Here is a 25,860-nt window from a genome sequence, read left to right as displayed (position 1 = left end):
TCCAAGCTCATTTTTCTATACAAATTCAACCAATAACTTTAACATAGCCTCTCACTACTACTATATCTAATAACAACTGCTCCAAACACGATATGTCACACATCAATATTCCTCTATCGAATCTCATCGAAGCCGAATATGATATATTGGTGTATCCAAATCATTAGATTAATAGGGTTTTTGTACATGTCTAATAAACTAAAAACCTATTCGAGAGCTAATTTACTTCGATAGAAGTGAAATATCCTAGGAGCAGATTGTAGAAAACAGTTGATACATAAGGGTTTTCGTCAAATAGTATTACTGAATTTATTATGCCTATCGTAATTTAACAGTAAATTTTTTTACACTTATCCACTCCATTAACAAATAAAAAAGTGTACCAACTTTGAAGGTCGATACACTACTAGTAATTTCCTTAAATACTTAAAGGCTTGCAGCCTTTACCCGCGTTCTGGTTACTTCGTAACCCTCACCAATTGAATTATCTTTTTCTATTTCCAATAGGGACAATATTGTTGTATAGCTTAATATAAAGGTTATCACCTAAATTGTCCCTTCATTTTAATTTCTCAATAGTCCAATATCTAGTACTATTACTTTTCTTAGCGGTTATTCTATATTTTAAGTTAAGCATTTCTAACCCTTGATTAAGTTTTTCATAGCTTCTTATCATTCTACCATTTACTTTCAAATCAATTATCTCTATTAATTCCTTCTGTTCGTTTTTGGATAAGCGGTTACCTAATATACCAGAAAGATAGTTTTCCAATTCAATCTTTTTTTGCTCTGACTCTAAGCTATAAATAGTATACTCTTCAGCTTTGAATTTAGACTTTATATATTCACAGTAGTTATGCTTAGAGTTAAATTTCTTCATATGCAACATTTCTTTGTATTTGATAAAATTATGCGTATATCTCATTTCATTTACTACTAATTCCAAGCCACCCTCTTCTTTATTCTTAATGTAGATAGTATTAGTCTTATCGTATTCCCTTCCGTATTCTTTGATGTATTCAATTTCTCCATGTTCTTTTAGATAATCAGCATGCTTATTGTTAATTTTTGCTGAGGATTCGATACCACCGAGTTGTTTATTACTTAAAGCTTTAATATGAAGGATAATTTTTTCTCCTTCTTTTCTACGTTTACGACCAATACACTGAATTAGCTTTTCAGTGTCCTTAATGTCACATACAATATGCTTTAAATCATCATCCAAAATGCTTACTCCTGCATCCATAACACTAGTAGTAATTAGAATCAATTTGCCTGCAGTAGAGTCCTCATTGCCATCTTCATCTACTTTATCAAATCCCTTATTTATAAGCATATTTTCAATTTGTTTATCATTTACATATCGGTAATAATCATTACCTTTTGCACAGTTAAAGAATGTTATATCTTTATATTTCATGTGTAACTCATACGCTTTCTTGGTGTTATCAATAAAAAATATTGATTTAAGTTGTTTTTTTATCGCACCATCAATATATTTTTCTAGAACATTATCATTATAATAGAACTCCAGACGTTCAATGAAATTAGTATCAGGTTCAAATTCATAATCAATTGTTTCAAATTCATTTAATTCTTTTAGATAATATTTCATATACTTACTCGTTGCACTCACTAATATTCTTACTGCATCAGATTCATTTAAGATAGCTTCCAGTGAAACATCTGTGGTTCCATTAAATGAAGCATCCGACATAAAATAATGGAACTCGTCACATACAATATAGTCATACTTATTTAAATTAAAGTCTGGAATATTCTTATTACTATTTTGCATATCAATAGATTGGTATGTTTTCAAGTCAATAATATCTGTTTTATCTTCTTGTACAATTTCACCGTCTTCTACTTTCTCTTGAAGGTCATCAGCAAATTGAGTATAACAATTTGTCCGATGCACTAAGAATAAAATACGTTTACCGTTTTGTTTTGCAACTTCATAAACTGAATTCTTAATGAAGTGGCTTTTCCCTTTTCCAGTTGGTGCTGCAATTGTTATAATGTCACCGCTGTTCCATGCTTCTACTTCTTCAAGAGAAATTAAATCTGATACTGTCATAATTCTACCTCCTATGTTTAAAAAATCTATATGCTTATTAATAGTATCAAAAATGGCCTCAGAATAAATTCTTCAGGTATAATTTCCTAATAACTGTACCAAAATCCCCCAAATATAAATTTTCTAAAATAAATTAAAAAAGAGAGCATATTCGCTCCCTTTTCATAGAAAATTTCCTATCATTTTCAGAACTGCTCTTGAATCCAAGCCCATTCTTTTATCATAATTAACTTTACGATTTGTCTTCTTGTTGAGAGTATACCGAAAAACATCTCCACTGTGAATGACCAATATATATATAAGATATCTTGGTGTATTAATCTCAAATCGATTTCCCTCAAAGGAAAAGTTCTCGATATCCCCTTCTTCATCTAAAGATTTTAGATATCTTATTATAATGGACAAAATTTGACTAACTATTTCGGGCTCTTCATCTTCACCTAAATAGAATTGAAGTTTATATTCATCTTTAATAAATTCTCTATAAATTTCTTTATCTATAATCACAACATTTCCCTCCATTACAATATTTATCATAAGACGAATTTTTCAAGACTAAATTTAAAAGCTCTGAAGCTAAGAGCTCTTCTATAATTTCCTTTCTGATTTGTCCTTTTATTTATTGTATAAAAACAGTAGTCACCTGAATCTAAAATAGCTACCCTAACAACATACTTAGAAGTGTCCAATTTGTACGTTCGTTTGTCTTTTAATATGATTTCAAAATCATATAGCTTTGTTAGTGTATTTAAATAAATTTCTAATAGTGTATATTGAATACTTAAATCTTCTTCACTCAAAGTAGTTGCAGTTAGTAACATATTTTTGTCTTTTTCATTTTTAACATATTCTTCAATTAGCATTTGATTATCCAATTTTTCACCACTTTCTGTTTTTGTAAGTCTATCTTTTATACAATATAAATACTTTATTACTTCTATTAGTTCTTATTGTACATATCAAACTCTCAATAAGCAACCAAAAATAGTTCATTATATATATTTATTTTACATTAATTAGGTGCTATAACTATTATTATAGCACTTAAGTATTTAAACCTGCATATTAAGCGTTACAACTATCAGAGACTATCCATAGATATAATTGTCACTTTACTAAACAGAAGCCTTAAAAATGATTCTAATGGCTTCTAGAGGTTAGTTATGAGACTGATTATGTATGTACGTCTGCTCTTTGAGACAATGAAAAGAACCCAGTCCAAATAAAGGCTGGATTTAAACTTAACTGGTGTATGTTTTTTTCATAAGCTTTCTTCTTTATATATTTTAAGTTATTCAATGTATTATGCGTGTCTTTCTATCCGCTAAAAAATCTTGAGAAGCAAATTTCAAAAGCATAAAAAATAACCACCTCTCTAATTATGAGAAGTGGTTATAACTGTACTAATTGTGATTTACACTACTTCACAGAAACTGATGTAAAAAGAATTACATCATGCCGCCCATATCAGGCATACCCATACCGCCGTCTGCTTCTGGAATATCTGCTACTACTGCTTCTGTAGTTAAGAATAATACAGCTACAGCTGTAGCGTTTTGTAATGTATAGCGAGTTACTTTAGCAGTTATATCAAAGGTTCAGACATATATTCCGTTCACAATTATTGGGCAACCACCACTTCCTAATATGTTCTTACATTTTCTATTGTAAAAGTAATGGTTGTAATTTGGGAATATAGGAAAAATAAATTCTTAAAAGTAGCAATATAAGCCTACTATTAATATCTGTTAGGTCTTACAATTAAAAGGAGAAATACTTAGAAAGAAGTGATTTTATGATGGATGTTGTAAAAACGTATGAAGAACAGATACTAAAACCTTTTTTGAACTCCTACAACTTACCGTTTATAGTGGTTGATTCTATTATTGAAGACATTACTCCCCGTCTATATTCCCTTTTAAGCATTTGGAATGATGTTAAAAGTAGAAGAGCTATTTTAACAATTGGATTAGAAGAAGCAACTCATTTTGAACCTTTTGATGCTTCAATTGAGATTAGAGCATTAGTAGTAGTTGCAATTAGAAATAGTGAATTTGAAAACCTAGTTAGCACAGATGAAGCTGCCATGAAGTATGGCTTTAAAAAAAGCCCTCTGCCCGAAAGCTCTGTAAAACAGTTAACATATAGTTCTATTGAGTATTTCAAAAGGGTAGATTTAGAATCCCTATGTTATCAAGTGCCATCCAAAAACAATATTTATTTAACTTTATTAAAATCATATCCAATGACAGCGGCTGCACTTAGACATCTAGGCTCGTGGTCTAATAAAGGTATAAGTTATCCCAAAGTTACTCTCCACAATGAATCCTTACGTGAAATAATTGATTTCTCAAAATCACACGATATTATTGTAATTGACAATGGAGTTTATGTAGAAAGCGGTATTGAGCCTTCTTTCAGTATCGAACTTTTAAAAATGTTGGAAATGATTGCACATAATAAACTCCCAATGATGTTTAATGATTGTTTTAAAAGTACAACTAGAAACATTGAAAAAATATTTAAAATAATTGAATATATACTAGATATAAATGGAATTTTTCTAACTAATAATTTCCTAATCTCAAACGGTTTTGTTTCTAAAAGAAAAGAACTACTAAAACCTATGCATACAAATAAAGATATGCTAAAAAATCTTAGCAACATCAATGGACTAAATAAAACACATTTGAAGTATATTAAATTAGTACAAACAGAAGTACTTTCTTGATTACAAAAAAACCTCTTAGAATTTTCCCTAAGAGGTTTTCGTTTCGTTTAACAATCAAATCCATGTAGCTATATCGAGAACGGGTTATATTAGAATCAAGTGTATTAATTCCTCGGAAAGTATAGGGCTTCCATAGCTTTGAACTAACCCTTCAAAATGGCTTTGCTCACAGTTCTCACATATCATCTTCATAAAAAAATAAGTTTACTTATAATAAGTTTAAAATCTATCTAACCAATGTAGAATAATCATATTTTTTAGGGTTATTAAAAGTTATAATCTCAGATACACCTGTGATAATTTCTTCTATTTCTATATTAAAACTTACAAATATTTAGTACCTCTTTTCAGTAAGCATCTGTTCAAGTGGTTAACACTTAGGTGAATAGCGTTTAACCTGTAACCATCCCCCCCGATAGATTTACTATCAACCTGGGCTAGTCTAAGTTGTAGCTGCTCCTATAAAAACAAACATGAATAATAGAATATAAAAAAGAACCCAATCTAGTAAAAGACTGGATTCTTAAAATATAACGCATTAATGTGACATTCTTTCAGTCTACCTATTCGGTATTCATCTACAACAAATGAATAATTAATTATTAAAGTAACTACATACAAAAAACTTGGCTTTAGAGGGCGTATTATTGGCGACATAATGGCGACGGAATGTCCCCAATTAATAAAATAATGTAAAATTAATAAACAATGAAACCTTATAAGCAAAGACTTCTAGAACACTCTGTAAACTATGCACCACCTCGACAAGGTGGGGGTCGCTGGTTCGAGACCAGTCGGGACCATCATAAATCACTGTCGTAAACCTTGCTACAATAAGGTTTACGACTTTTTTATTTATATTGATTTTATTTCCATTTTCATGATTGGTGCAAATATGGTGCAAAAATTTAAATAAATCTATCGTAAAACCTATAAATATAAACCACTATTTGTAATTTCCCCTACCACAATAACCAATTCTCTAAATTAGGATTACTCTTGCCTTTCTTCCTTTATTACGTCAGATAAATAGTCGTCCTCAGTAATACCCTCGGTTTCTATTAAACTCCTCTTTGCTTTTTTCCACTCTTCATCTGTGTATTCATAATAAGTTTTTCTTGCATCATCACAGCTTTTTCCATTAACACCTTTCCAAAACGCATAGGGATTTTCACAATAAGAAATAAATTCTTCTGCTTTCTCTTTTTTTATTATTTCCATGTCTTTAGCGCAACTCATGAGACCAAAGAATAAAAATATGATCAAAATTATTAAAAAGAAATACTTTAGTGCTTTTCGTTTTTTCCTCTTCTTTTTCATTTTATCCCTCGATAATATTAGATTTTGTCCACTAAATTGTTATCGGAAGACAATAATTATAATTAAGAACTATATACAAATTTTCTGGCATTTCATTTAAACTTATTTTACCACACAGTAGGTTCCAACTCTTTGTCAAAAATGACCTCATTACACCTGTTAGCATATCTAGAAACATTAAAAAAACGAGGACAACTATCGCCTCGTTTACAATTTGGAGCATATACATAGCAAAACCAGCTAATAACGCTCCGATTGATTTAAATCCTGTAATTTGCAAACGTGTCACCTGCTTTCTCTCCTTCCATCATCCTCAGTCCCCCTTTAGATATATGGATAATAAAAAGAACGTCCATGTGGACGTTCTGAATTGTTTAGAATTTCAATTGAAAAGTCTTAATCGGTGCTAGCTTTATTACTTGTAACACTATCTACAAAACTTTTACCATAGGAACTTAAAATATAATTTCCCTTATTGAGGATAATACTTGCATTCAACCACTTCCCATTCTTTTGTTGCTCAAAAACTCTTTCTTCAAACAATTTCTTTTTTTCTAACAAAATGTGCTCTAGTTTCTCAAATTCATCAATTTGAAAGTCATAATAAACACTAGTGTCTTCCAGTATACCTAGTTTAATAAAATTTTCCATATAAACGGTTGAATTTTCCTCAAAATTTAAACTTAATAAAGTTGCAACGTTGTTAACTTTATCTGTTAAAGGAATAACTCCTCCATCTAGTTTTGCTAAGTAGGTATATTGAACATTATTTTGTTGTCTATGATAAACTTCGTTTATTATCTTAGCTTCATCTTCACTTATGTTTTTAATTACTTCGATAAAACTTGGATGTGCATATCTCACTCCAGATAGAGTAGAAGCATTCGTGAGTAAATTAATAAATAATTCTGCTATATCTTCATTTGTTACTGTTAAAAGTTCGTCAATTATCTTTAAACCTAAAGTAGGTGGCACAATAGCTATTTCTTCTTCAGGTATTTTCTCCATATTTTCTTTATACTTTTCCATATGGTGCTTTAAAAATACCCCTGCATTTTTGTTATCAGCTCTATTGCTATACTGCTCAATAGCTTTTTGCATAGCTTTAGGTGAGAACCCCGCTTTTCTACCCATATGTTTACCCTGTTTGATTTATTGTCAAGGGTATTTATCATTTTTTATAAATTAATAAGGAAAATAGAACATTTTCTTCTATCCTATCCCCTTATTTCCTATAGAACAAGCAATTAAGCTACTCAATTGTTTCTTTAAATGCTTTTCTCCCTGTATAAACTTTATTAACATCTATTGTTATGCTGCTAATAGAGTTTTCTGTCAAGGGGACTTTGCCATCCTTTTGTACTTTGTTCCAATTCTTCACATCACTTCTGTACAAATATTCTGATAGACGATAAATATCCACGTCTTTTTCCAGTCCTTCTAAATAGGTTTCTTCGATTTCTTTCTTTATTTGTTTCTTCACAAATTGGCGAATCTCTTTCTCAGTAATTTTTCCTTCAAAGCTACTTAGTAAAGCATTCATATTTAATTTTACTTCAAATTTTACATCATTGCCTTGAACTTTAGGTTTTACTTTTATTTTTAGATTATCTATAGTAATCGAAACAAACTTATCTTCACGAGGAATTGTAATTTCCCCTTTTTTAGTTTCCTTAGTCATCCACTGTAATCCATTAATCTTTTCGCCTGAGATAAAGCCTTTAAATTCATCTGGAGTAACGACACCTACTCCCTCGAATTTCGGTAGTTTATCTTTTTCTTTTTCATTCTCCCAATTATCGTCTATTTTCACATAGGGTATGTTTACTTCGTAACTAGGTTCATTTAAACGGATAACGAGCTTCCGAAAATCTATTGGTTCTACAAAGGACTCTTGTTGGTATGAACTCATAGGATCTGCTAGTTTAAGTCTAGTCATGGCGCTGTTAAAAAGAGGATTTAGCAACATAATTTCACCGATAGGATCATTCGTTGAATATACCCACGTTTGATATCTAATCTCCCTAAATCTTAAAAAGGCGTTAATAACAACATTAGCTCTTCCTTCTTTAAGCGCTTCCTCTGAAAGTACCATATATGTCATATGCCCCCAGAATAACTTCAAATCCGTCGATTTATACAATTCAAAGAATGCCTCTTCTATAGTGTCTCCTTTAGCCTTGCCAACTTCCACCTGAATAGCATCCTGGTTTGGTTGCTCCGTTTTTGCAATATTGATGAAGTCGATGATTTGAGCATGTATTTCATACTTATCCTCTTTATAATCTATCCCTATTGCATAGATGTATCGTATTCTATTTGGTTCATCCACATCCCAACAGCTGGTAAGTAGAGGTAGAACTAAGCAAAGAATGCACAATTGTTTAGTTATTCTCTTCATCATCTTCTCCTCCAATTCGAGTAGAATCCTGAGGGTTTAAAGAATGAGGACGTTCTTTATAGTTTTTGGGCGCAGGCCTTATAAGAGATCTTTTAATAGTTGACCAGCTCAAATCCGTTGCAATATTCATATAAGGAACTCCAAATATTCTGATATTTGATAAATAAAGCAATAAAAAATATAAAGCAATAAAAAATCCAAACAATCCTAGAATAGATGTAATCAGTATGAGTATGATTCGAACTATACTTACAGCAGTGACAAGCGACTGATTCACTAAAGTGAAGGTGGCGATTGTGGATATAGCTATCACAACAATCATTGCAGGGCTAGTTAAGCCTGCTCTTATAGCTGCATCCCCTATGATTAGACCACCTACTACACTTATGGTTCCACCAATAACGCTTGGCAATCGTAAGCCTGCCTCCCTAAATAACTCAAACATACCAAGCATCGTCAGCATTTCAACGGCTGAGGGCAACGGTAGTCCGGAATTATTTTGAACAACGGTGGCTAGTAATTGAAAGGGTAGTTGGTCCTGATGAAAAGTAGTAAGCGCTAGCCAAAAGGCTGGCAAAGCTAATCCTATCATTAGACCAATTATCCTCAGCACTCTTTCCGCACTACTAAAAGCGATTGGATATTCCACGTCTTCCCCTGCTTTTAAAAGTAAAAACAAATTGACAGGAGTAATGACTACATAAGAGACACCATCTACTAGAATAACAAACCTTCCCCTTACTAAAGCTTGTACAGCAAAGTCTGGCCGACCTGTATAATCATTTCTTGGGAAGATAGGCGATCTTTTATTTATCATTTCTAGTAGCAGTTCACCACTAAAAACGATATCAATATCCACTTCATTTAATTGACTCATAATATCCTTCAGAATATCCTTATTAGCAATATCATCCATATAAAGTACGGCAACTGTCGTTTTTGACCTTTTTCCTAATTCGAGTTTTTCCACGTTCAGGGAATTGGTAGGTAATCTTTTTCTTATTAAAGCAATATTAACCGATATATCCTCAATAAAATTATCCCTTGGCCCCTTAATAAGTACTTCCATCCTAGACTCCTCAGGATTTCTATTCGGCTTTTTAGCAATATTACTTGAGAGCGTAAGATTTTCATCCTCAAAATAAAGAATTAGAAAACCATTAAAGATTCTTGAGATTAAATCTTCTTTTGTCTTAACCTTTTGTAAATCTGGTATATAAAGCTTATTCAAAATGAACTCTTCAAGTGGTTCCTCGCTAACCTCACTACACGTTTCTTGTACCCGTGGAACAATGGTCTCATTTAGTAGTTGAAGATCGATCATAGAATCACAGGTGATAAAATGGACTTTATATTTCCCGTAGTTGTACAACTGAAATATGACATCTTCATTCTTCTTGAATAGTTCCTTTATTGTGTGAAGATTTAGTATCCCCTCCGGTGGTTTCACTTTGTTTACCTCCTTTCCTACGTTTTTTCTCTTTTTTAGTTGTTTTTTTATGAAAGAAAGCTATCAAGAACAGGAAGATTGATACGAGTAAAAAGAATACGAAAGTAGCTATAAGAAAGTAATTACCTTTGATGAAAAGAAATAAATTGTCATTTATTACGGTTAAAATCATACAAAGGATAAAGAACGCAGGGGCTAATATGAACCATACAGACTTCTTTTTATTCATTTTAAGAAGGTCAACTGTGATGAATAAGAGAAGTCCAACACGTATAAAGGCACCAGTTAACCATTGGTAGATGGAAAAAAAGTCTAGATGTTCAATGAACTGCCCAATGGTAACTAAACCCCATTCCTCATATGCCGGATAATTTTGTTCGGCTGCCTCGTGTGGTCCAAACTCTGTAATAGCCCCCAATAATGGACCTAAGGTTAGCCCCATTAACAAGAACAGAATGATCGCAAAATGGAACCATCTCATCTTGTCCTTAATATGTTGTTGTAAAAAGAGAAGTAGTATTAGCTCGATATAACCTGCAGCAGGAAAAACACTGGCTTTTAGCACTGGCTCCCAGCCATGCTCCAAAAAAGGTCGTAGTAATGAATAATCCTTCACTTGAATATTCACAAAGGCTACAAAAAAACCTAAAACTAAAACACCAAACAAGACCATGACATTTACAATGGCAATAGTTTGAATACTGCTAGTTGCTAATAGGATGCACAAAACGATATAAATTATTAATAAGACGATAATGGAGGTGGTAGGCAAGAAGGTTGTTTTCACCCATTGCATCGCTTCACGCATTGTAAAGGCCGCCGATACGAACAGATAGATCCCTACTACGTAACGAAAAATTGTACTAGTTTTGGGACCTGTTGCCTCCTGAAGCCACTCCAACAATGGCCTCTGTTTAGCTTGCTTATAAATATAAACAAGTATAAAAATCCATAAGCCCATGATTACTGCAGCCAATATGACAGAAATCCACCCATCTCTACCTCCTACCTCTAGAATAGGAGGTAGAATAGTGACATGATTTTTTAATCCAATCATAGTCATGGATAAAGCAACAACGTGTAAAATACTTATTGGACCGACTTTTTTCAAATTCATACCTTCTAACGTTTTATAATACTTTCTAGTTTTGACAACTTTTAAAGTGTTTATAAGGTAAAATAGATATAAATTGAGAACTATTCATAAATAAACTAAGTGGAGTTAAATAGGATGTGTTTTTTCGAAAACGATAACATCCTGGTACAACTTATTACTGGAGAGATTTATCTTTACGCAGAGAAAACCTTCTAGCTAAGGATTCCTCTAAAACAAAAAAGGGTTAAGATAAAATTCACCGAAAATAAAAAGCCTCGCAAACTTTACGACCTAGTAAAGTTTGCGAGGCTTTAATTACAATTATTTATAGTTTTTTATTACAGCGGATGCTTACCAGGATAAGGATATCTCCCAAACAACTACAATGGAGTATTTCTTACAAGAAATAAGCTACCTAAAAAAACGTGAAATCAAGTTGACCGATTTCACGTTTTTTTAATTGATAGACTAGCTATGTCCCAGTCTCTATTCTTATTCAACTACTGAATAGTTTCCGTGCTCCATGGAAATTACATATTGGAATTTGAAATTAAAATAATTGGTGAACATCTGAGAGCCATAAAGCCTGAAGATGGAACCGCACTTTTAGATATTTCCTTAAGAAACCTAAGTACCAATCCTGTAACCATTGTTTCCGGAATATTGATTGTAAAAGACTACCAAAATAAAGTGAGATCTAAGCATGTCGTTTACGGTTTCGAATCTGAGATGGGAGCAGTTTTAGTATAGAAATTCAGCCTAAAAGAGAATTAATAGGGGAATTGCATGTTGGCTTTGGATCTACTGATTGTTTAAAAATTGTCCTTGATAAATATGGTTACACTGATGAACGATTTATCTTTGATTTGTATTTGCTAAAGATGAATTTCTATGGAAGGTAGCTCAAAAAATGAAAAACGAATGATATGAAGATGTTTTATAATGAGGGGAAACTAAGAAACAACTGTTACACACTGTTTTCATAAAAGTAGTAATACAGACCACCTGTCTACTCTTTTGTCCGCAATTTGTCCTCATAATTAATTTTCTGTACCGATCTTACTTTACTGAAATGATTTTCACTGTCTCGAAAACCTTATTAAACCAGACTTATTTAATCTAATCGAACTCAGTTTATCTAGATTATATAAGCGAGATAAATTCGACAAGGTGGGGGTCGCTGGTTCGAGACCAGTCGGGACCATCTATTCAAAAGCCTTTAACCTCAACGGTTTTAGGCTTTTTTCAATTTCATTTATAGCCTTTAAAATAAGTAAAAATTAGTGTTACGTGACCGATGTGTGACGAATTTAAAAACGTTTTTTTTGAAATTATAACAACACACAATTTCCTATTATATTATCTAGGTCTAAAAAGAAAAAACCATACCTAAGTAGGATGAGCAACCTACGCCAAGGTGAGGACAGATCTCTCCAACCTGCATTACACCCTTTAACTCTTCTACTAATTGAATCACTACTTTTGGCGCCACTTCCTTTCCAATTCCTCGTACTTTTTTAAGACTTCAATCTGCTGTTTCAAATACCGATTCTCGGCCTGTAGTTTGGCTGTTTCACTTTCATATTCCGGTCCTTTGCCGAAGGTATATTGTTTGCCAACTCGTTGGTAAACACGGTGGATTTCTCCATTTCGATACCATCTCATCCATGTTTTCAACTGCGTATAGTTTCGAATATTTAATTCTTCCATTACTTCTTTTACAGGTACCTTAGCCAATCGCATTTCAATAGCCTTCATTTTTACTTCTACTGGATAACTGACTCTTGTACCCATAGAAAAAACATCTCCGCATTGAATTTAGGTTTTGTATACCCGTTTTTCAACGAAAGGTGTTTTTATTTGTCTCGTTTGTTTAGGTCACTGCAAGTTTTTAATTAATAGTCTTCTTTTACTGTTACACCATTTTTTTTAATCGAGGGACGGCTACTGCTTTTTTCTACCGACTATGCATTCGAATAGATATCATCTGAAATTTTTTTAAAAAATTTTCATTGACAATATAAGTGAAGTGTTTTACCTTTGTGTTAACCAAAATAAAAAAACAGGTTAACACATTAAAGGGGGCAGTTTATTTTGAAAAAGGGTGGTACTTATCAATATGTATTAGCAGCAATTGGCGCAGCAATTATTTCTATACTCGCGCAGGTGACGATTCCTCTTCCACTCGTACCAATTACTGGGCAAACTTTAGCAATCGGTTTAGTCGTTACCATTCTAGGAATGAGATTAGGTGTATTATCGGTAATAGTGTATATATTAATTGGCGCAGTAGGGATGCCAGTATTCAGTGGGTTTTCAGGAGGATTAGGGATTGTAGTTGGGCCAACAGGTGGCTATATTATTGGATTCTTGCCATCAGCGATACTTATGGGACTTTACTTGAGAAAATTTAGTGTCACAATTTCACATGCAATTGTGGCAAATTTAATTGGTATGGTTGTCACACTGTTATTCGGGACAGTTTGGTTAAAAATCATTGCTGACTTGACGTGGACAGCAGCATTTATGGGTGGCGTGGCACCGTTTATTATAGTAGGTGTAATAAAAGCAGTACTAGCTGCATGGTTTGGTGTTGTAGTACGCCGCCGCCTAAAAACAGCACATTTAGTCGAGGCAACCGTTTAATTAATCTGAGTTTCAGTGGAAAATTCATGGCTAGTTGGAAATATTTGTGCGGAACGAAGTGAATATAAAGAAGAAGCGGTCACCGTTGACAAACTTCAGGGGTTACAAATTCGACAAGGTGGGGGTCGCTGGTTCGAGACCAGTCGGGACCATCATTTCCTATAGCCTGTAAACGTTGATATAACAACGTTTAAGGGCTTTTTTCTTTCGGAACACTTCCTATACTAAACCTCGGATTTTACAAATGCTCACGGATTGCTCACGAGATTTTTTCCAGTGTTTTTTCAAAAACATCTGCTAAATCGTAATTTTCATCTGGTACGAGGTGAGCATATGTTTCTAAGGTAATTTTAGCATTCGCGTGTCCCAAACGTTTTGACACCTTCACAACATCAACTCCCTTAGAAATTAAAATAGATGCGTGGGTATGACGGAAATCATGGAATCGAATACGGGTTACGTTTGAAGTGGTAATCAGTCTTTTCAACGCATGTAACACATTTCGAGGATCTTGTTTTGACCCTGTTTCCGTGCGTAATACAACAGATAACCGGTGTTTCTATTCAAATAGTGAAGTGGTATATAGTGAAATTTCATGTAGGGGCAAAGTAATATCTCCAAAACGGCTATTTCACTCTACTATCATAAATTCAGTTTGTTGTGTTGATGATTTTCGCCAAAACAGAGAAATACTTTCTATAAAATTCCACAAATTTATTTTTTAAAGTCGCTGCTAAAATATTAGCTAAATCTCTAACCATCCCTTTATTACATTGCCTTTTAGACAATTCGAGATGGATAACTACCCACTGAATGAAAGTTAAAAGGCTTAGAATTGCCTTCTACAACAAGGTTTGTGACAATACAGTTTTAAAAATGGTGTTAATCTAGTTTGGGCATCGGTCGAGGGTGTTATAGGCCTTAAGACTCCCAATACCCCCTTCCTATTATGTGAATCTATACCAATTCCAATAAGCAGAACTAATAGCGTCATCTGTACTTAATTACCCTTTTTCAGTTATTCCTTTCTCTCTTTTTCTGTTGTCTTTTTGTTGGTTGCCGTTCTCTCTCTCTCCTTTCCTTTGTCATACATTACCTATTCTTTTCTTCTTTCTCTACTCTCTTTACCCTCTCTACACGGTCCACATGAGGCTAGTTCTATCCTTCACCCCTCCCCCTTTTTTATCCCTCTTCTTCTTTAGACCTCTCATATCTCATTGTAGACGCTGTGAGGGTGTTTATATAACCTATTCATTATTTCCCTAGACACCTCTTTTTAGTAGCGACTATTGAGGGTGCCTTTTGAGTGGTGTGGTGGTGCATTGTTTCGTGAATATGAGTACTCTCTTGAATGTGTTGAATATTGATAGTTCCCTATATCTTCGTAATTTTGAAGAAAATAATCTTATGAAATTCTATTTATAAAAACTGTTTTCAGTTAAACTAAAGGTAAAAGATTGAGGAGTGTTAATAATGGGTGCTTGGGGAACAGGAATATTTGATGATGATACTACTTGTGATGTAAGGGGTGATTTTATTGATTACTTGGAAGAAGGTAAATCTGTAGAATTAGCAACTCAAATAATATTAGAGGAATATTTAGGTAAATATAATATTGATGATGATTTGGAAGTACTGTCTTTAGTATATATTGGTCTTTCAGCAATACAGTTAGATAAAAAGTGTCTTCAAGAACAAGTGCGTAAGAATGCTATTGAATTGATTAAACGTGGTGCAGACCTTGAACTTTGGGAAGAAGCCGGTGAAGATGATTATGAAGAACGAAAAAGAGTGTTGAGTGAGTTTAAACAGAAGTTACTTAATGTTAAATAATGAGTAGTTTAACTTCAAGAACATGACTGTCAATAGACGGTCTTTTTTTATGCCTTTGAGTGTCGTAACTACTATAATGTTCCAGATAATAATTATTGGAATCAAGCATCCATTCTCTTACCTCTTTAGACTTAGGACCATAATCCCTTCGAACTTCATTCCACCAAGTAACGGCATCCGTTTTGTGTGCCATGGCCGCTTCATTTAAGGGACGCCATTTATTTTCACCGTCTTGTATCTTATTTTCTTGAGACATTCTCTCAATAACTTCTCTTCCAGTTTTTGATATCTTAATTTCAGTTTTAACAAAAGAAACCTTGAAAGGCATAAGCCAATCAAGGTCAGAAATAGTGAATAATAATCTTCAATTTCTTTCTTTACGAATTCCAATAACAAATAGCCAGAATCAGTTGCTATTATCTCATACCTTTAAACAGTTAGTTGTTGGTATGGTTCTGTGTGCTACACTACACTGTCCATCCTCCAAAAATTGGCTGCGGATTATACATTTAACTAAGTGCTGAAGAGAAAGCAGATTCAAGCATAGTGTCAAAATCGCAAAAATTTTCCATAAGCTCACCTGAAGGCTTATCTAGTTCAACAAAACTTTTTTTAGAAATATTATAACAATACCAAGCTATATCTGAATCTCCAAAAAAAATCAGTTCATCTTCGTCTTTAATTGACTCCCATGTCTCATTCGCATCAAAAAAACTATCCACATGATTTATTGGCTTCGAATCCAAAAAAATTTGGTCAATTCCATAAATTATAAGTCCATTAAATTCAATCCCATTAACTGTTTGTAGATATTCATAGTATTGCTGTGGCAGTACATCTTCACCAAATTTTTCTACTACAGATTTACGAAATCTTGATAACTCGTTTTCATTGGTAGGTAAATTGAGTTTTCGATTTCGTTTCTCTCTTATTTTGGAAATCTGACTAACTTGCTCTCTCCACATATAATCACCTTCTAAAATTATTTATTCCTTATTAGGAGGATAAATGTTTCCTTCTGGAATAGGAAAATCAACTATTTTACTGTCCCCAGGTTTCATACCCTTTGTTAATGAATTTTGCTCATTTGTAATAACCTTGTGATAGGGATCGTTTTTTATTAGAACTAAGTTTTCCACATCATTGGTACCACTTTGATCCAAAGGGATTTTATGATGGACGTGCCAACCGTCAGGAACTAGTCCGTATTCATTCATATCTTCAATATCATTATCTGAAATTCCAGCCTTTTTTAGTTCTTTTATTTTTTCAGGATTATTAGCCATAGATTTCAACATATCTTTCCTGAACTTAGTAAAATCCTTTCGCAAATGAGCTGTGTCATTTGGATTTCTTTTATTAAACGTAACCTTTTCTATTTTAACATTAGGAAGTATGACTTCCTCACCTTTTAATTTACCGACGAAATCAGGACGACTATCCGTAGTGACGACATTATCCGTACCCTTACCACCAACATCCACATTCTTTATTTCAGTCTTAACATCGGCATCTCCACTTTTGATGCTCGTAGGGATATCCGTTTTGGCAGGTGGCAAAATAAGGGCTTTTGGCGTATTCAATTGGGAATGAGTGTTATATAAGGTATCTAGTTGATATTGAGTTCTGCCAAGTGGACACATAATAAATGGTTTTCGATGCCATCAGGGCAATTAATCGCATAAACTAAGGTGTCTTTAAAAGCACCAATTCTTTATTCACTAACATGTATCACCTACTATCACAATATCTTATAAGGAGTTGTGAAACCTATAACCCTCGCTCTTCCTCTTCTTCCTCAAGAAATACTTTAAAATAATCAGCATAGGTATCCCATTCATCTGGTTTTGAGGTAAAAGAGTTTTTTTCTATTTCAGAAATTTCCACTGCATCAAACCAAATAACTGAGGGAGTACTTTTTGTATCCATGACTATAAGACTTTCTGATGGCTCAGCTAGAACGACAAATCTGGTTGGCAAATTTACAGTCTCTCTCAATCTAATTGTTTCATCGATGATATTTAAGCTACTATCCACCCTGGTAAAAGAATAATTACTTATACTACCCAAATATCCGCCACTAAAAAATGTTGATATTTCGCAAAAAGATTCTGGCAATTCTATTTCTAATTTTTTTTCTATTTCTATTAACTCTGCATTGTTAATTCCATCTTCAGGAAAAAGAGTTTCGTAACTTTTTTTCATTTCTAAAATTTTTTTATCCATACTACAATCCCTCTCTACAATTTATTTATTTTCTACTCTAAATTTCCAATATTCTCTTGTATCTGCATTGAATTTTTTTCGATCTATAGGAAAACTAGGGTTAGGTTTACTTTTACCAAATTGGCTGTGTAAAATATCTCGACCATATTTTCCAACTCCATGATATCTTGTACTTGCTTCAGCTAAAGGACCTCTTGAATCTTGTCCAATATGATGTAGAGTTGCAAGTCCTCCATCAAGTAATTGCGGCGCTAACCCACTACCAAATGCTTCAGCATTTGTTTTACCAATAAATCTCTTATCTCCAGAAGTTCTTACATGATTCCAGTCTATATCATTTCTCCTAAAAACTTCATACGGATATTTAATATTTTCCGCTACGTTTTCTTCTATAGTCTTTAGTTTCTTTCCTTCCAACGTTGGGAAAGTCGCTTCGGTAATCATCGTACCGATTAGTTGCTCCTGTTCTTTTACCCATAAGTCATTCGGATTTAAGTATACTTTTGGGAACAGCTCTGTTCTAATGAAACTTCTAAACCTGCTTATCATTCTTTTGGTAATTGCACCAATGAACTATTCGTCACTGGATAGTCCCCAACAAAAAAAGAAACCCTGAAAGGCATATAGCCAATCAAGGTCGACTTTTTTCTTTATACAAATGATTAGCTATTCAATATCATCATATGCGTCACCTAGGGAGATAAAATCACTTCTTAGCCAATACCAATATTGCCCTTTATTTTTTATAAGTGCGTCAAGTAAATCAGTAAACGAAGTAGCTATAATCTGGGATTCCCCTACAAGCCCATGACGGTCATAAAAACTATCGTAGCATCTACCTAGTCTATCTTCATTGAGGTCAATCGTTAAGTATTCATCCGTTCCATCATTACCAATAATATACCAGTTAGATGAAATATCTTCTTCACATAATTCTCCTACTATTATTGGATTTGCCAGTACAAAATTATCAGGAGACACAAGATAAATTGGATACTCTTCATTTTCAAATAGAACTAATCCCCCACAAAGACTATAAAACTCTTTTAAATCATTAGATAAAATATCTTTTTCTTCGTCAATAATGGGTAATCCAGAAGGCTCAAAGATACGACAATGTGGTAACGTGTTTATGTGCGTGAGCAACTGCTTTATCTTTTCCATTAGCTTCACTCCCGATAATTATATTTATTAAAGGAACTATAATATTCTTGTCTGGCTGATTTGGGAACATTTGCAGCATCAAACATTCTTTCTGTTAGTTCTTGTATCTCCCTTGGAGAGACTGATTGCCAATAAATAGCTTTTGTAGCAGCATATTGTTCTTTTAAAAGTGCTACTGTTGGGGTATTCCCACCCCTACTTACATAGTTTGGAACATTATATTTAGCCCTTACATCCATAACACCATGATGATTTTTGAATTACTAGGTCGATAAGGCACTACATCATTTGGTTTAACAGTTGTATCTATACCTCTATCTCCATTAGTACCATTATCCACTGCTTCGCTCGCATCCTGAGCTTCCTCTATTGCCTTACTTCCTTTTACAGCAAGTTTACCACCCGTACTTGCCCACCCAGCAAATTCAAAAAATTTGCGTTAAAATATCATCACATTTTCATTTTGAACTAATAACTCCCTCCTGTACTCCGCTAACACCTACGAATTAATAAACAAAAAATAGACCATGATTCTTTTACTACAAGGAAAGAAATTAGAATTTAAAAACCTTGAAAGGCATTTTTCCAATCAAGGTTTTTTTCGCTTTAAAGCACTCATTAAAATTCTCAAATATTTCTATTTCTCCTCCGCAACTCTAATTATTTGTAAATTTTCGTTAGTTTAACTTAATTCATTTATATTTTTTTAGAAGCATTATTTAGAAGTGCATTTAATTTATCACCCAAATTTAATTTAACGTTATCGAGATTGTTTTTAGTTACTTTTATACTTTTAAAGTCTTGTATAAAACCTTCAAAAGAGTCAGAAACCAAGAAAACATTCTCTCCTTCCATTTCGTGAAACCAAATATATATTTTATTTTTTTTATCATCTGACTTTCCTATGCAAATTAAATCTTTGCCTGGTAAATCTGCAATTGGAAATAAATCAGTTGGTAATATACTTTTATAATAGTTTGCTTTGTTATCAATTTTATTCTCGTCATTATATAATCCGTAAATAGAGTCTATCTCGAATTGAGTTTGCTTAATTTTTTTCGGCAAATCTAATGAAGGAATAAAACGATAATCTTCTTTAATATAATCATTACCATAATGTTGCAAATAAAATTCATAATCTTGAGGTAACTTTAACTTATAATTTTCTTCAAGTGTTTTTATGTCATCTTCACCCCAAATTTTATCTATCTCTTTTATATCAAAGTCAATTACTTCCTCTAGCTTCTTTTTTAATTGTTCCATTTAATATCCTCCTCTTAAATCAGATGCAGAACCAATATGCGGAACATTCCCATGTTGTATTTTTTCATATACTATTGAAAAGTCATCATTCGAACCAGTTAACTTTCCTTTTTCAAATACAATATTACCCTCTGACCAAGGTGTGAAGTTAGGTCTACTCTTTGCAAATTCCACCCCTTCACCATTCGTTATACTTATAACTTCTGGCTTATCAGAATACCATTTTCCATTACCTGGTTCACCTTCCCAATGACCATTATTTCTTGGTAACCTTGTTCTAGGATTATCCGTACCCTTAGCACCAACATCCACATTCTTTATTTCAGTCTTAACATCAGCATCTCCACTTTTGATGCTCGTAGGGATATCCGTTTTGGCAGGTGGCAAAATAAGGGCATTTGGCGTATTCAATTGGGAATGAGTTTTATATAAGGTATCATCTAATTGATATTGAGTTTACCCAGTGGACTGTTGACGACATCTTGATAAATTGGCGAATAGATGGACTCCACCTTCTCCGTACTCAAAACATCTCTTGATGAATATAAATCGCTTCCTTTATTTACGAATTTTCCACCCGTACTTACCCAGCCAGCAACGGGAATCATCGCGGAAAAAGAAAGGCTTGCATTTAATGCATCCCCTCTTGCCGTATAGATAACTCCATTTACGCCATCCGCTATTTCACCAAAAACAGGTATAAAGCCTGCTATATCTAATCCAAACTGTAAAGAATCTAGTAATTTGTTTTCTTACGGTTTGTCTACAGTAACGGACTCTTCTTTATATTCAACCTTGGAAACAACTTTGTAGAAACAGTTTGATCTACTACATACTCTTTAATGAGTAAACCATTATCATACGCATGATATTTTATATTTTCCGCTACGTTTTCTTCAATAGTCTTAACTTTCTTTCCATGCATCGCTAGAAAAGTCGCTGCAGCTTTGTTTTAAATAAAATGCCTTGAGAGGCATTAAGCCAATCAAGGTTAAGTAAACTACTCAACATTTACTGAAACAAATGCAGTTTCATCACTTGGAAAGTCATCTGGGAACGCATTGCATACTAATTCTTTAGTTATTATTCGATATAAAAACTCTACCATTGTAAGTAAATAAGTATAATTCTCCGGTGCCCTCGACTCGTACACCACAATTTTCCACTCGTCAGGCCCTCCCTCGGTTAACCAGTATAATTCATCACCGTTATCTGTGTATCCCCATGGAAGTAATCCACCGTTTGAAGGGTAAACATCATGTTTATAATACTGTGGAAAACTTTTCTTAGATTGAATATAAGCATTCGTCATTTCCTTCTGTTTCACAAGATAATTTACATTATCATCATTTACAAATGGAGTTAATATCCACAAAAAATTGTCAACGCCACCAGTACCATAAGTTTCGATAAATTTCACATAATCTGAAGGCAATTCCGAACCAAGTGTATCAAAAAAAATTCGCCATTGTTCTTTATCTTCAGTTTTTTGTGGAAATTCTGGTGGAGGAAGAATTTTAATTAATTTATCCAAATATATACACTCCTATTTTTTATTTAATATTGTTACATCTAAAGAAAAGCCAAATTAGAATTGATAGATATCTTATATCTTCACCTCTATCAACAGCTGATCGAACAGAAGTCTCAAAATCTCTCATAACTGGAGAGTTTACAGGTAACTGGTAAAGAGTGACTAAATTTCTTGCATCTTTCCCTGAACCACCCAATTGGTTACTCAATAAATGTCCCCGCGCATGACCCAGACTCCCTGGTCCACCACCTAAGAATCCATGTGGCAAAATTGATTGACTAGCCTTACTACCAGTCACAATCACATCCTGTGTAATTGCAGCTATTACTCCAGTTGGTCGTCCTAAGTTATCTAATTGACCAAAAATAACATTTCCAGGCGAACATTGAGTTAGCTGAGATAATTCCGAGATTATCCGTACCCTTAGACTGTCAATGTCAAAACTTCTTCCCTAGATGCAGAAGTGATTACTTAATTGATAAATTCTGTTGTAGAACTAAATAAAGCATAAACCTTCCACACGGAAAGTTTATGCTTCAAGTCACAAGAATATATGCTTTTAGTGCATATTCTTTCGCTTTATTAACGTCTCCTAATTCATAGCCAGTGTTAACATTTAATAAATTATTTATCACTTAAAATTTCACTAATACTAATTTCTTTCTCATTTACTAAATCATAAAATCCAATATGAACTCCTTCTTCATATAGCCAACATATATCTGTTCCATATGGAGCATCAAAAATTTCTAACATAACTGGGGCAATTTTTATTATTGAAGTCGCCCCCATTATTTTAAAGTTATCAGGATTATTAACATAATCATCATTATCTTCGATGGAATAAATTGTCCATCCATTCAATTTTGGAATATCTGACTTTTCTCGGAACGTATACCTTATCGGTTTCCCTTCGATTACGTTATTTGAAACAACAAATCCACCATAATCCAAATTAATTTTTTCCATGTTCATACTCCTTAATAATATCTACTAAATCATTTCTCCAAGAATATTCTTTACAATAATCTAAACAAGATTTATTAAATACATCCTCTAATTTATAATTTGAGCCATGATCCAAAAGTAATTTATATAATGTTTTATTATCGTTAGTTGGTAATTTATTTATTGTAATTGCATATTTAAAAGGAATTGCATTATATCTGTCTACGGCATTTATATTTAAGCCATTATCAATAAAGATTTTAGTAACCTCTAAACTATAATCAGGACTAGGACGAAGGACATTGAAATAAAACATATGCAAAGTATATCTATTATTTTTTCACGTAGAATAATTTAAATCTATTCCTTCTTCTATTAAAAAATTAATAATTTTAATTTTTTCATTTGAATTTTTATCATTTGCCAATGCTATACAGTAAATTAATATCTAATTCCTCATCAACTTGGTTAATGTTACCATCGTAAAACCTCTTTAAGTCATCAAGCGTTCCATCTCTAGCAGCATCAAAAATATTTAATATTTTTATTTCTCTACCCCCTTTTATTTATTCAAATTCATGACTTCGATTTGTAGAGGCGTCTCTAATCTATAGTTATCAGGATTATATTGAAATTCTTTTAACTTAATACTTATTCATGTAAAGACTTAAAATGTCTAGCAAGTGATACAATTTCTTCATCAAGATTAGGAAACGCAATAATATTATCCAATACATTTATAAAATATGCTTTTCTGTCCCCTTGAGAACCATTGATAACTCTATTTAACATCCAAACAGTATGTTGTGTAGGTTCCCTTTTAAGTGATTCAACAAGCTTTTCTTCATATCCATTTTTATAAAACTTTTCAACAAAATGCACAAGAGGCCCAGGTCTACCAAAATTTATATTTGGATATTTTTCCATCAACTTAAAAATGGGCAAAATGGCTTCAAAAGCATCCTCCCTTTCTTCTATTTCTTCAACAACATCATAAGTAACATCAATAAAATTCTCATTCATAATTGATTTTTTTAACTTCATCATTAATTGGTTTAATTCATTTTGCATCTTATCATTCCTTATTATAGAGTATTTTTCATATGATTTAACGCTTTATTTGTAATATCGTTTACAGTATCTTCTGAAATACCAGCATCTCCAAGATAGCTTTGTGGAAACTTCAACCCAAGGTTTTCTTCTGCATTACAAATATGTTTCTCTGATACCGGACCCAAAAAATCCTTCTGATCACTATAATCTCCAGTCATTTAACCTATAAATAATCGTAATCTTTAGACCCATGTAAGTAAAAATGTAAAAAAGCACTTGTCGCTTACAGTAGACAAGTGCTTTAAGTTCATATATGTTCCATACTATTTATTGTTTTTTAGAAATTTCAAATACTTCGCATCTTCTACACCAAAGCACCTACCTCTTGATTTCTGATTTGCTGTATCAAGATACTCTTTTGCTACTGATAAATCACCTAACTCAAAAGCCACCTTTCCAGCCCACAATTCTCTTTCTCCTGTATCTCCTCTTGCGGGATCAGCGACAAATATATTATCAACCCATTTTTTCATCCTTACAGTATCGTTTAATATAATAGATATATCTAAAATACCCCATATTATTAAAAAACTTTCATCAAAAATTATTTTGTCAGCCGGAAGTTCTCCCCATGCTTGTTCTAATAAAGAAACAGACTCTTCTAAATTTCCTTTATCAAATTCTTCATTGCTCTGATCCATCAATCCCTGTATGTGAGCACCTTTTTCACCTGTTACATAAGCCATTATTAATCATCTCCTAAATTTCACCTTTAATAACATCAAAGTATTTATCATCTTCGTTTTCAAAAATTGAGTATCCTTCAAGAATATATGCTCTTAGTAAATATTCTTTCGCTTTATTAACATCTCCTAATTCATACCAATCTTCACCGAGACGTAACAATATAAAAGGGTTTTCTATTCCATTAGGGCAATTAATCGCATTAAATAAGAAGTCTTTAGAAGCATCAAAATCTTTATTTATATAACATGTATCACCTAATGCTGTGTAAATCCAGGTACTTGCTGCCCAATTATGTTTAGGTTCAGGAACTAAATCTAAAGCTTTCAAGTACATTATTATTGCATTCTCAAATTCAAAATTATTAACTAAGTCATCACCTTGTGAACATAAACTAACTATTCTTTCATAAAGTTCATCTTGTAATTCCAATATAAACTCCCCCTAATTTTCCGATGGTAAATATTTCCGACCTAAACTAGCACCTTGAGAACGGTTTATACTATAATGTTCCAGATAATAATTATTGGAATCAAGCATCCATTCTCTTACCTCCTTAGACTTAGGACCATAATCCCTTCCAACTTCATTCCACCAAGTAACGGCATCCGTTTGTGTGCCATGTCCGCTTCATTTAAGGGACGCCATTTATTTTCACCGTCTAAGAATTGAGTTTTGCCACGTACTTTTTGTATCTTATCTTCTTGAGACATTCTTTCAATAACTTCTCTTTCAGTTTTTGATAACTTACTTGGTGTTCTCCCCATATATTTTAGTCTATTACTAGTAGGTTTAACATTATCCGTACCATTAGCCCCAACATCAAGATTCTTAATTTCAGTTTTAACATCGGCATCTATACTTTTAATACTCGTAGGGATATCCGTTTTTGCTGATGGCAAATTAAACATTAGGGCATTTGGCGTACCTAATTGGGAATGAGTGTTAGATAAGATATCTAGTTGATTTTGAGTTTTGCCTAATGGACTGTTGACGACATCTTGATACATTGGCGAATAGATGGACTCCACCTTCTCCGTACTCAAAACATTTCTTAATGAATATAAATCGCTTCCTTTATTTACGAATTTTCCAGCCGTACTCGCCCAGCCTGCAAAGGGAATCCTCGCCGAAAAAGAAAGTGTCGCATTTAATGCATCCCCTCTTGTTGAATAGATAACACCATTTATGCCAGTTGCTATTTTACCAACACCAGGTATAAGCCCTGCAATATCTAATACAAACTGTAAAGAATCTAGGAATTTGTTTTCTTTCGGTTTCCACCATGCCTATTTCCTGCTTTATAAAGTGTAGCGCACAATGCTTTTCACAAAAAATTTTCGTGTTTTCTCGATTCTCAAACAAATTATT

General features: G+C 33.0%; 30 protein-coding genes, 1 tRNA gene and 4 pseudogenes. 5 read left to right on the top strand and 30 right to left on the bottom strand.

The window, feature by feature from the left end; translation table 11 throughout:
- Positions 1–559: 559 nt before the first annotated feature.
- The 4 genes and pseudogenes from MHI47_RS06865 to MHI47_RS06850 form a co-directional block, all read right to left on the bottom strand.
- Positions 560–2,080 carry a DEAD/DEAH box helicase family protein gene (locus tag MHI47_RS06865; RefSeq protein ID WP_340830150.1) on the bottom strand — a complete coding sequence of 507 codons (1,521 nt, stop codon included), beginning with the start codon at positions 2,078–2,080 and terminating at the stop codon, positions 560–562.
- Positions 2,081–2,242: 162 nt separating this feature from the next.
- Positions 2,243–2,587, bottom strand: a complete 345-nt coding sequence (locus MHI47_RS06860; RefSeq protein ID WP_340830147.1) for a hypothetical protein — start codon at positions 2,585–2,587, stop codon at positions 2,243–2,245.
- A 26-nt stretch (positions 2,588–2,613) separates the two neighbouring features.
- Positions 2,614–2,955 carry a hypothetical protein gene (locus tag MHI47_RS06855; protein WP_340830145.1) on the bottom strand — a complete coding sequence of 114 codons (342 nt, stop codon included), beginning with the start codon at positions 2,953–2,955 and terminating at the stop codon, positions 2,614–2,616.
- A gap of 573 nt (positions 2,956–3,528) precedes the next feature.
- Positions 3,529–3,660 (bottom strand): annotated as a pseudogene (locus tag MHI47_RS06850) (hypothetical protein); the annotation flags it as partial.
- Between the two features lie 215 nt (positions 3,661–3,875).
- On the opposite strand from MHI47_RS06850, the gene MHI47_RS06845 reads away from it, so the two are divergent.
- Both MHI47_RS06845 and MHI47_RS06840 read left to right on the top strand, forming a co-directional pair.
- Positions 3,876–4,811 carry a hypothetical protein gene (locus MHI47_RS06845; RefSeq protein WP_340830143.1) on the top strand — a complete coding sequence of 312 codons (936 nt, stop codon included), beginning with the start codon at positions 3,876–3,878 and terminating at the stop codon, positions 4,809–4,811.
- Positions 4,812–5,532: 721 nt separating this feature from the next.
- Positions 5,533–5,614, top strand: a tRNA-Val gene (locus tag MHI47_RS06840).
- 190 nt (positions 5,615–5,804) lie between these two features.
- On the opposite strand, the gene MHI47_RS06835 is transcribed toward MHI47_RS06840, so the two are convergent.
- From MHI47_RS06835 to MHI47_RS06810, 6 genes are all read right to left on the bottom strand, one after another.
- Positions 5,805–6,131 (bottom strand): hypothetical protein, encoded by a 327-nt coding sequence (locus MHI47_RS06835; protein ID WP_093534909.1) that lies wholly within the window; start codon positions 6,129–6,131, stop codon positions 5,805–5,807.
- Between the two features lie 31 nt (positions 6,132–6,162).
- Positions 6,163–6,420 carry a phage holin family protein gene (locus MHI47_RS06830; RefSeq protein ID WP_093534911.1) on the bottom strand — a complete coding sequence of 86 codons (258 nt, stop codon included), beginning with the start codon at positions 6,418–6,420 and terminating at the stop codon, positions 6,163–6,165.
- A 107-nt stretch (positions 6,421–6,527) separates the two neighbouring features.
- Positions 6,528–7,265 carry a DUF4393 domain-containing protein gene (locus tag MHI47_RS06825; protein WP_340830138.1) on the bottom strand — a complete coding sequence of 246 codons (738 nt, stop codon included), beginning with the start codon at positions 7,263–7,265 and terminating at the stop codon, positions 6,528–6,530.
- Between the two features lie 118 nt (positions 7,266–7,383).
- Positions 7,384–8,535 carry a Ger(x)C family spore germination protein gene (locus MHI47_RS06820; RefSeq protein ID WP_340830137.1) on the bottom strand — a complete coding sequence of 384 codons (1,152 nt, stop codon included), beginning with the start codon at positions 8,533–8,535 and terminating at the stop codon, positions 7,384–7,386.
- Positions 8,516–9,982, bottom strand: coding sequence for a spore germination protein (locus MHI47_RS06815; RefSeq protein WP_340830135.1), 1,467 nt, complete (start codon positions 9,980–9,982; stop codon positions 8,516–8,518). Before MHI47_RS06815 ends, MHI47_RS06820 begins: the two co-directional genes overlap by 20 nt.
- Entirely contained in the window at positions 9,921–11,093 is a 1,173-nt protein-coding gene (locus tag MHI47_RS06810; protein WP_093534916.1) for a GerAB/ArcD/ProY family transporter, read from the bottom strand. Before MHI47_RS06810 ends, MHI47_RS06815 begins: the two co-directional genes overlap by 62 nt.
- Before the next feature lie 522 nt (positions 11,094–11,615).
- Between MHI47_RS06810 and MHI47_RS06805 the strand changes: the two genes are divergently transcribed.
- The gene (locus tag MHI47_RS06805; protein ID WP_093534918.1) at positions 11,616–11,828 is read left to right on the top strand and encodes a hypothetical protein; all 213 of its coding nucleotides are present in this window, start codon (positions 11,616–11,618) and stop codon (positions 11,826–11,828) included.
- A 643-nt stretch (positions 11,829–12,471) separates the two neighbouring features.
- On the opposite strand, the pseudogene MHI47_RS06800 reads toward MHI47_RS06805, so the two are convergent.
- Positions 12,472–12,872, bottom strand: a pseudogene (locus tag MHI47_RS06800) (IS3 family transposase); the annotation flags it as partial.
- A gap of 300 nt (positions 12,873–13,172) precedes the next feature.
- Between MHI47_RS06800 and MHI47_RS06795 the strand changes: the two are divergent.
- Positions 13,173–13,724, top strand: coding sequence for a biotin transporter BioY (locus MHI47_RS06795; RefSeq protein ID WP_340768865.1), 552 nt, complete (start codon positions 13,173–13,175; stop codon positions 13,722–13,724).
- A 259-nt stretch (positions 13,725–13,983) separates the two neighbouring features.
- Here the strand turns inward: MHI47_RS06795 and MHI47_RS06790 are convergent.
- Positions 13,984–14,238: pseudogene (locus MHI47_RS06790) on the bottom strand (tyrosine-type recombinase/integrase); the annotation flags it as partial.
- A gap of 959 nt (positions 14,239–15,197) precedes the next feature.
- Between MHI47_RS06790 and MHI47_RS06785 the strand changes: the two are divergent.
- Positions 15,198–15,557 carry a DUF4259 domain-containing protein gene (locus MHI47_RS06785; protein ID WP_093534925.1) on the top strand — a complete coding sequence of 120 codons (360 nt, stop codon included), beginning with the start codon at positions 15,198–15,200 and terminating at the stop codon, positions 15,555–15,557.
- On the opposite strand, the gene MHI47_RS06780 is transcribed toward MHI47_RS06785, so the two are convergent.
- The 18 genes and pseudogenes from MHI47_RS06780 to MHI47_RS06690 form a co-directional block, all read right to left on the bottom strand.
- Positions 15,550–15,813, bottom strand: a complete 264-nt coding sequence (locus tag MHI47_RS06780) for a GH-E family nuclease (RefSeq protein WP_340830130.1) — start codon at positions 15,811–15,813, stop codon at positions 15,550–15,552. The genes MHI47_RS06785 and MHI47_RS06780 overlap by 8 nt on opposite strands.
- Positions 15,814–16,066: 253 nt before the next feature.
- Entirely contained in the window at positions 16,067–16,522 is a 456-nt protein-coding gene (locus tag MHI47_RS06775) for a YrhA family protein (RefSeq protein WP_340830128.1), read from the bottom strand.
- Positions 16,523–16,543: 21 nt separating this feature from the next.
- Entirely contained in the window at positions 16,544–17,140 is a 597-nt protein-coding gene (locus MHI47_RS06770; protein ID WP_340830125.1) for an HNH endonuclease, read from the bottom strand.
- Between the two features lie 187 nt (positions 17,141–17,327).
- A complete protein-coding gene (locus MHI47_RS06765; protein WP_340830122.1) occupies positions 17,328–17,783 on the bottom strand; it encodes an SMI1/KNR4 family protein in 456 nt (151 codons plus the stop codon).
- Positions 17,784–17,804: 21 nt separating this feature from the next.
- The gene (locus tag MHI47_RS06760; protein WP_340830121.1) at positions 17,805–18,332 is read right to left on the bottom strand and encodes an HNH/ENDO VII family nuclease; all 528 of its coding nucleotides are present in this window, start codon (positions 18,330–18,332) and stop codon (positions 17,805–17,807) included.
- Positions 18,333–18,449: 117 nt separating this feature from the next.
- Positions 18,450–18,947 carry an SMI1/KNR4 family protein gene (locus MHI47_RS06755; protein ID WP_340830119.1) on the bottom strand — a complete coding sequence of 166 codons (498 nt, stop codon included), beginning with the start codon at positions 18,945–18,947 and terminating at the stop codon, positions 18,450–18,452.
- A gap of 5 nt (positions 18,948–18,952) precedes the next feature.
- A pseudogene (locus MHI47_RS06750) lies at positions 18,953–19,263 on the bottom strand (sugar-binding protein); the annotation flags it as partial.
- A 380-nt stretch (positions 19,264–19,643) separates the two neighbouring features.
- Positions 19,644–20,210 (bottom strand): SMI1/KNR4 family protein, encoded by a 567-nt coding sequence (locus tag MHI47_RS06745; protein WP_093534935.1) that lies wholly within the window; start codon positions 20,208–20,210, stop codon positions 19,644–19,646.
- Positions 20,211–20,621 carry a hypothetical protein gene (locus tag MHI47_RS06740; RefSeq protein ID WP_093534937.1) on the bottom strand — a complete coding sequence of 137 codons (411 nt, stop codon included), beginning with the start codon at positions 20,619–20,621 and terminating at the stop codon, positions 20,211–20,213. It abuts the gene before it with no gap.
- A gap of 589 nt (positions 20,622–21,210) precedes the next feature.
- Positions 21,211–21,744, bottom strand: a complete 534-nt coding sequence (locus MHI47_RS06735) for an SMI1/KNR4 family protein (protein ID WP_093534939.1) — start codon at positions 21,742–21,744, stop codon at positions 21,211–21,213.
- 19 nt (positions 21,745–21,763) lie between these two features.
- Positions 21,764–22,048, bottom strand: a complete 285-nt coding sequence (locus MHI47_RS06730; RefSeq protein ID WP_340768857.1) for a DNA/RNA non-specific endonuclease — start codon at positions 22,046–22,048, stop codon at positions 21,764–21,766.
- A gap of 320 nt (positions 22,049–22,368) precedes the next feature.
- The gene (locus MHI47_RS06725; RefSeq protein WP_093534943.1) at positions 22,369–22,713 is read right to left on the bottom strand and encodes a DUF2185 domain-containing protein; all 345 of its coding nucleotides are present in this window, start codon (positions 22,711–22,713) and stop codon (positions 22,369–22,371) included.
- The gene (locus tag MHI47_RS06720; protein WP_340768855.1) at positions 22,700–23,008 is read right to left on the bottom strand and encodes a hypothetical protein; all 309 of its coding nucleotides are present in this window, start codon (positions 23,006–23,008) and stop codon (positions 22,700–22,702) included. Before MHI47_RS06720 ends, MHI47_RS06725 begins: the two co-directional genes overlap by 14 nt.
- 335 nt (positions 23,009–23,343) lie before the next feature.
- Positions 23,344–23,763, bottom strand: a complete 420-nt coding sequence (locus MHI47_RS06715) for a hypothetical protein (protein ID WP_340830117.1) — start codon at positions 23,761–23,763, stop codon at positions 23,344–23,346.
- 14 nt (positions 23,764–23,777) lie between these two features.
- Positions 23,778–23,930, bottom strand: a complete 153-nt coding sequence (locus MHI47_RS06710) for a hypothetical protein (RefSeq protein ID WP_340768853.1) — start codon at positions 23,928–23,930, stop codon at positions 23,778–23,780.
- Between the two features lie 138 nt (positions 23,931–24,068).
- The gene (locus MHI47_RS06705; protein WP_340768851.1) at positions 24,069–24,491 is read right to left on the bottom strand and encodes a hypothetical protein; all 423 of its coding nucleotides are present in this window, start codon (positions 24,489–24,491) and stop codon (positions 24,069–24,071) included.
- A 13-nt stretch (positions 24,492–24,504) separates the two neighbouring features.
- Complete coding sequence (locus tag MHI47_RS06700; RefSeq protein WP_340830115.1) at positions 24,505–24,921, bottom strand: tetratricopeptide repeat protein; 417 nt, start codon at positions 24,919–24,921, stop codon at positions 24,505–24,507.
- A 116-nt stretch (positions 24,922–25,037) separates the two neighbouring features.
- A complete protein-coding gene (locus MHI47_RS06690) occupies positions 25,038–25,535 on the bottom strand; it encodes a hypothetical protein (protein ID WP_340830113.1) in 498 nt (165 codons plus the stop codon).
- Positions 25,536–25,860: the final 325 nt, after the last annotated feature.

The sequence above is a fragment of the Psychrobacillus sp. FSL H8-0487 genome (assembly GCF_038008385.1).
Lineage (GTDB): Bacteria > Bacillota > Bacilli > Bacillales_A > Planococcaceae > Psychrobacillus > Psychrobacillus psychrotolerans.
The sequence above is the reverse complement of the archived record's forward strand: the minus strand, read 5'-3'. Positions and strand labels throughout refer to the sequence as shown.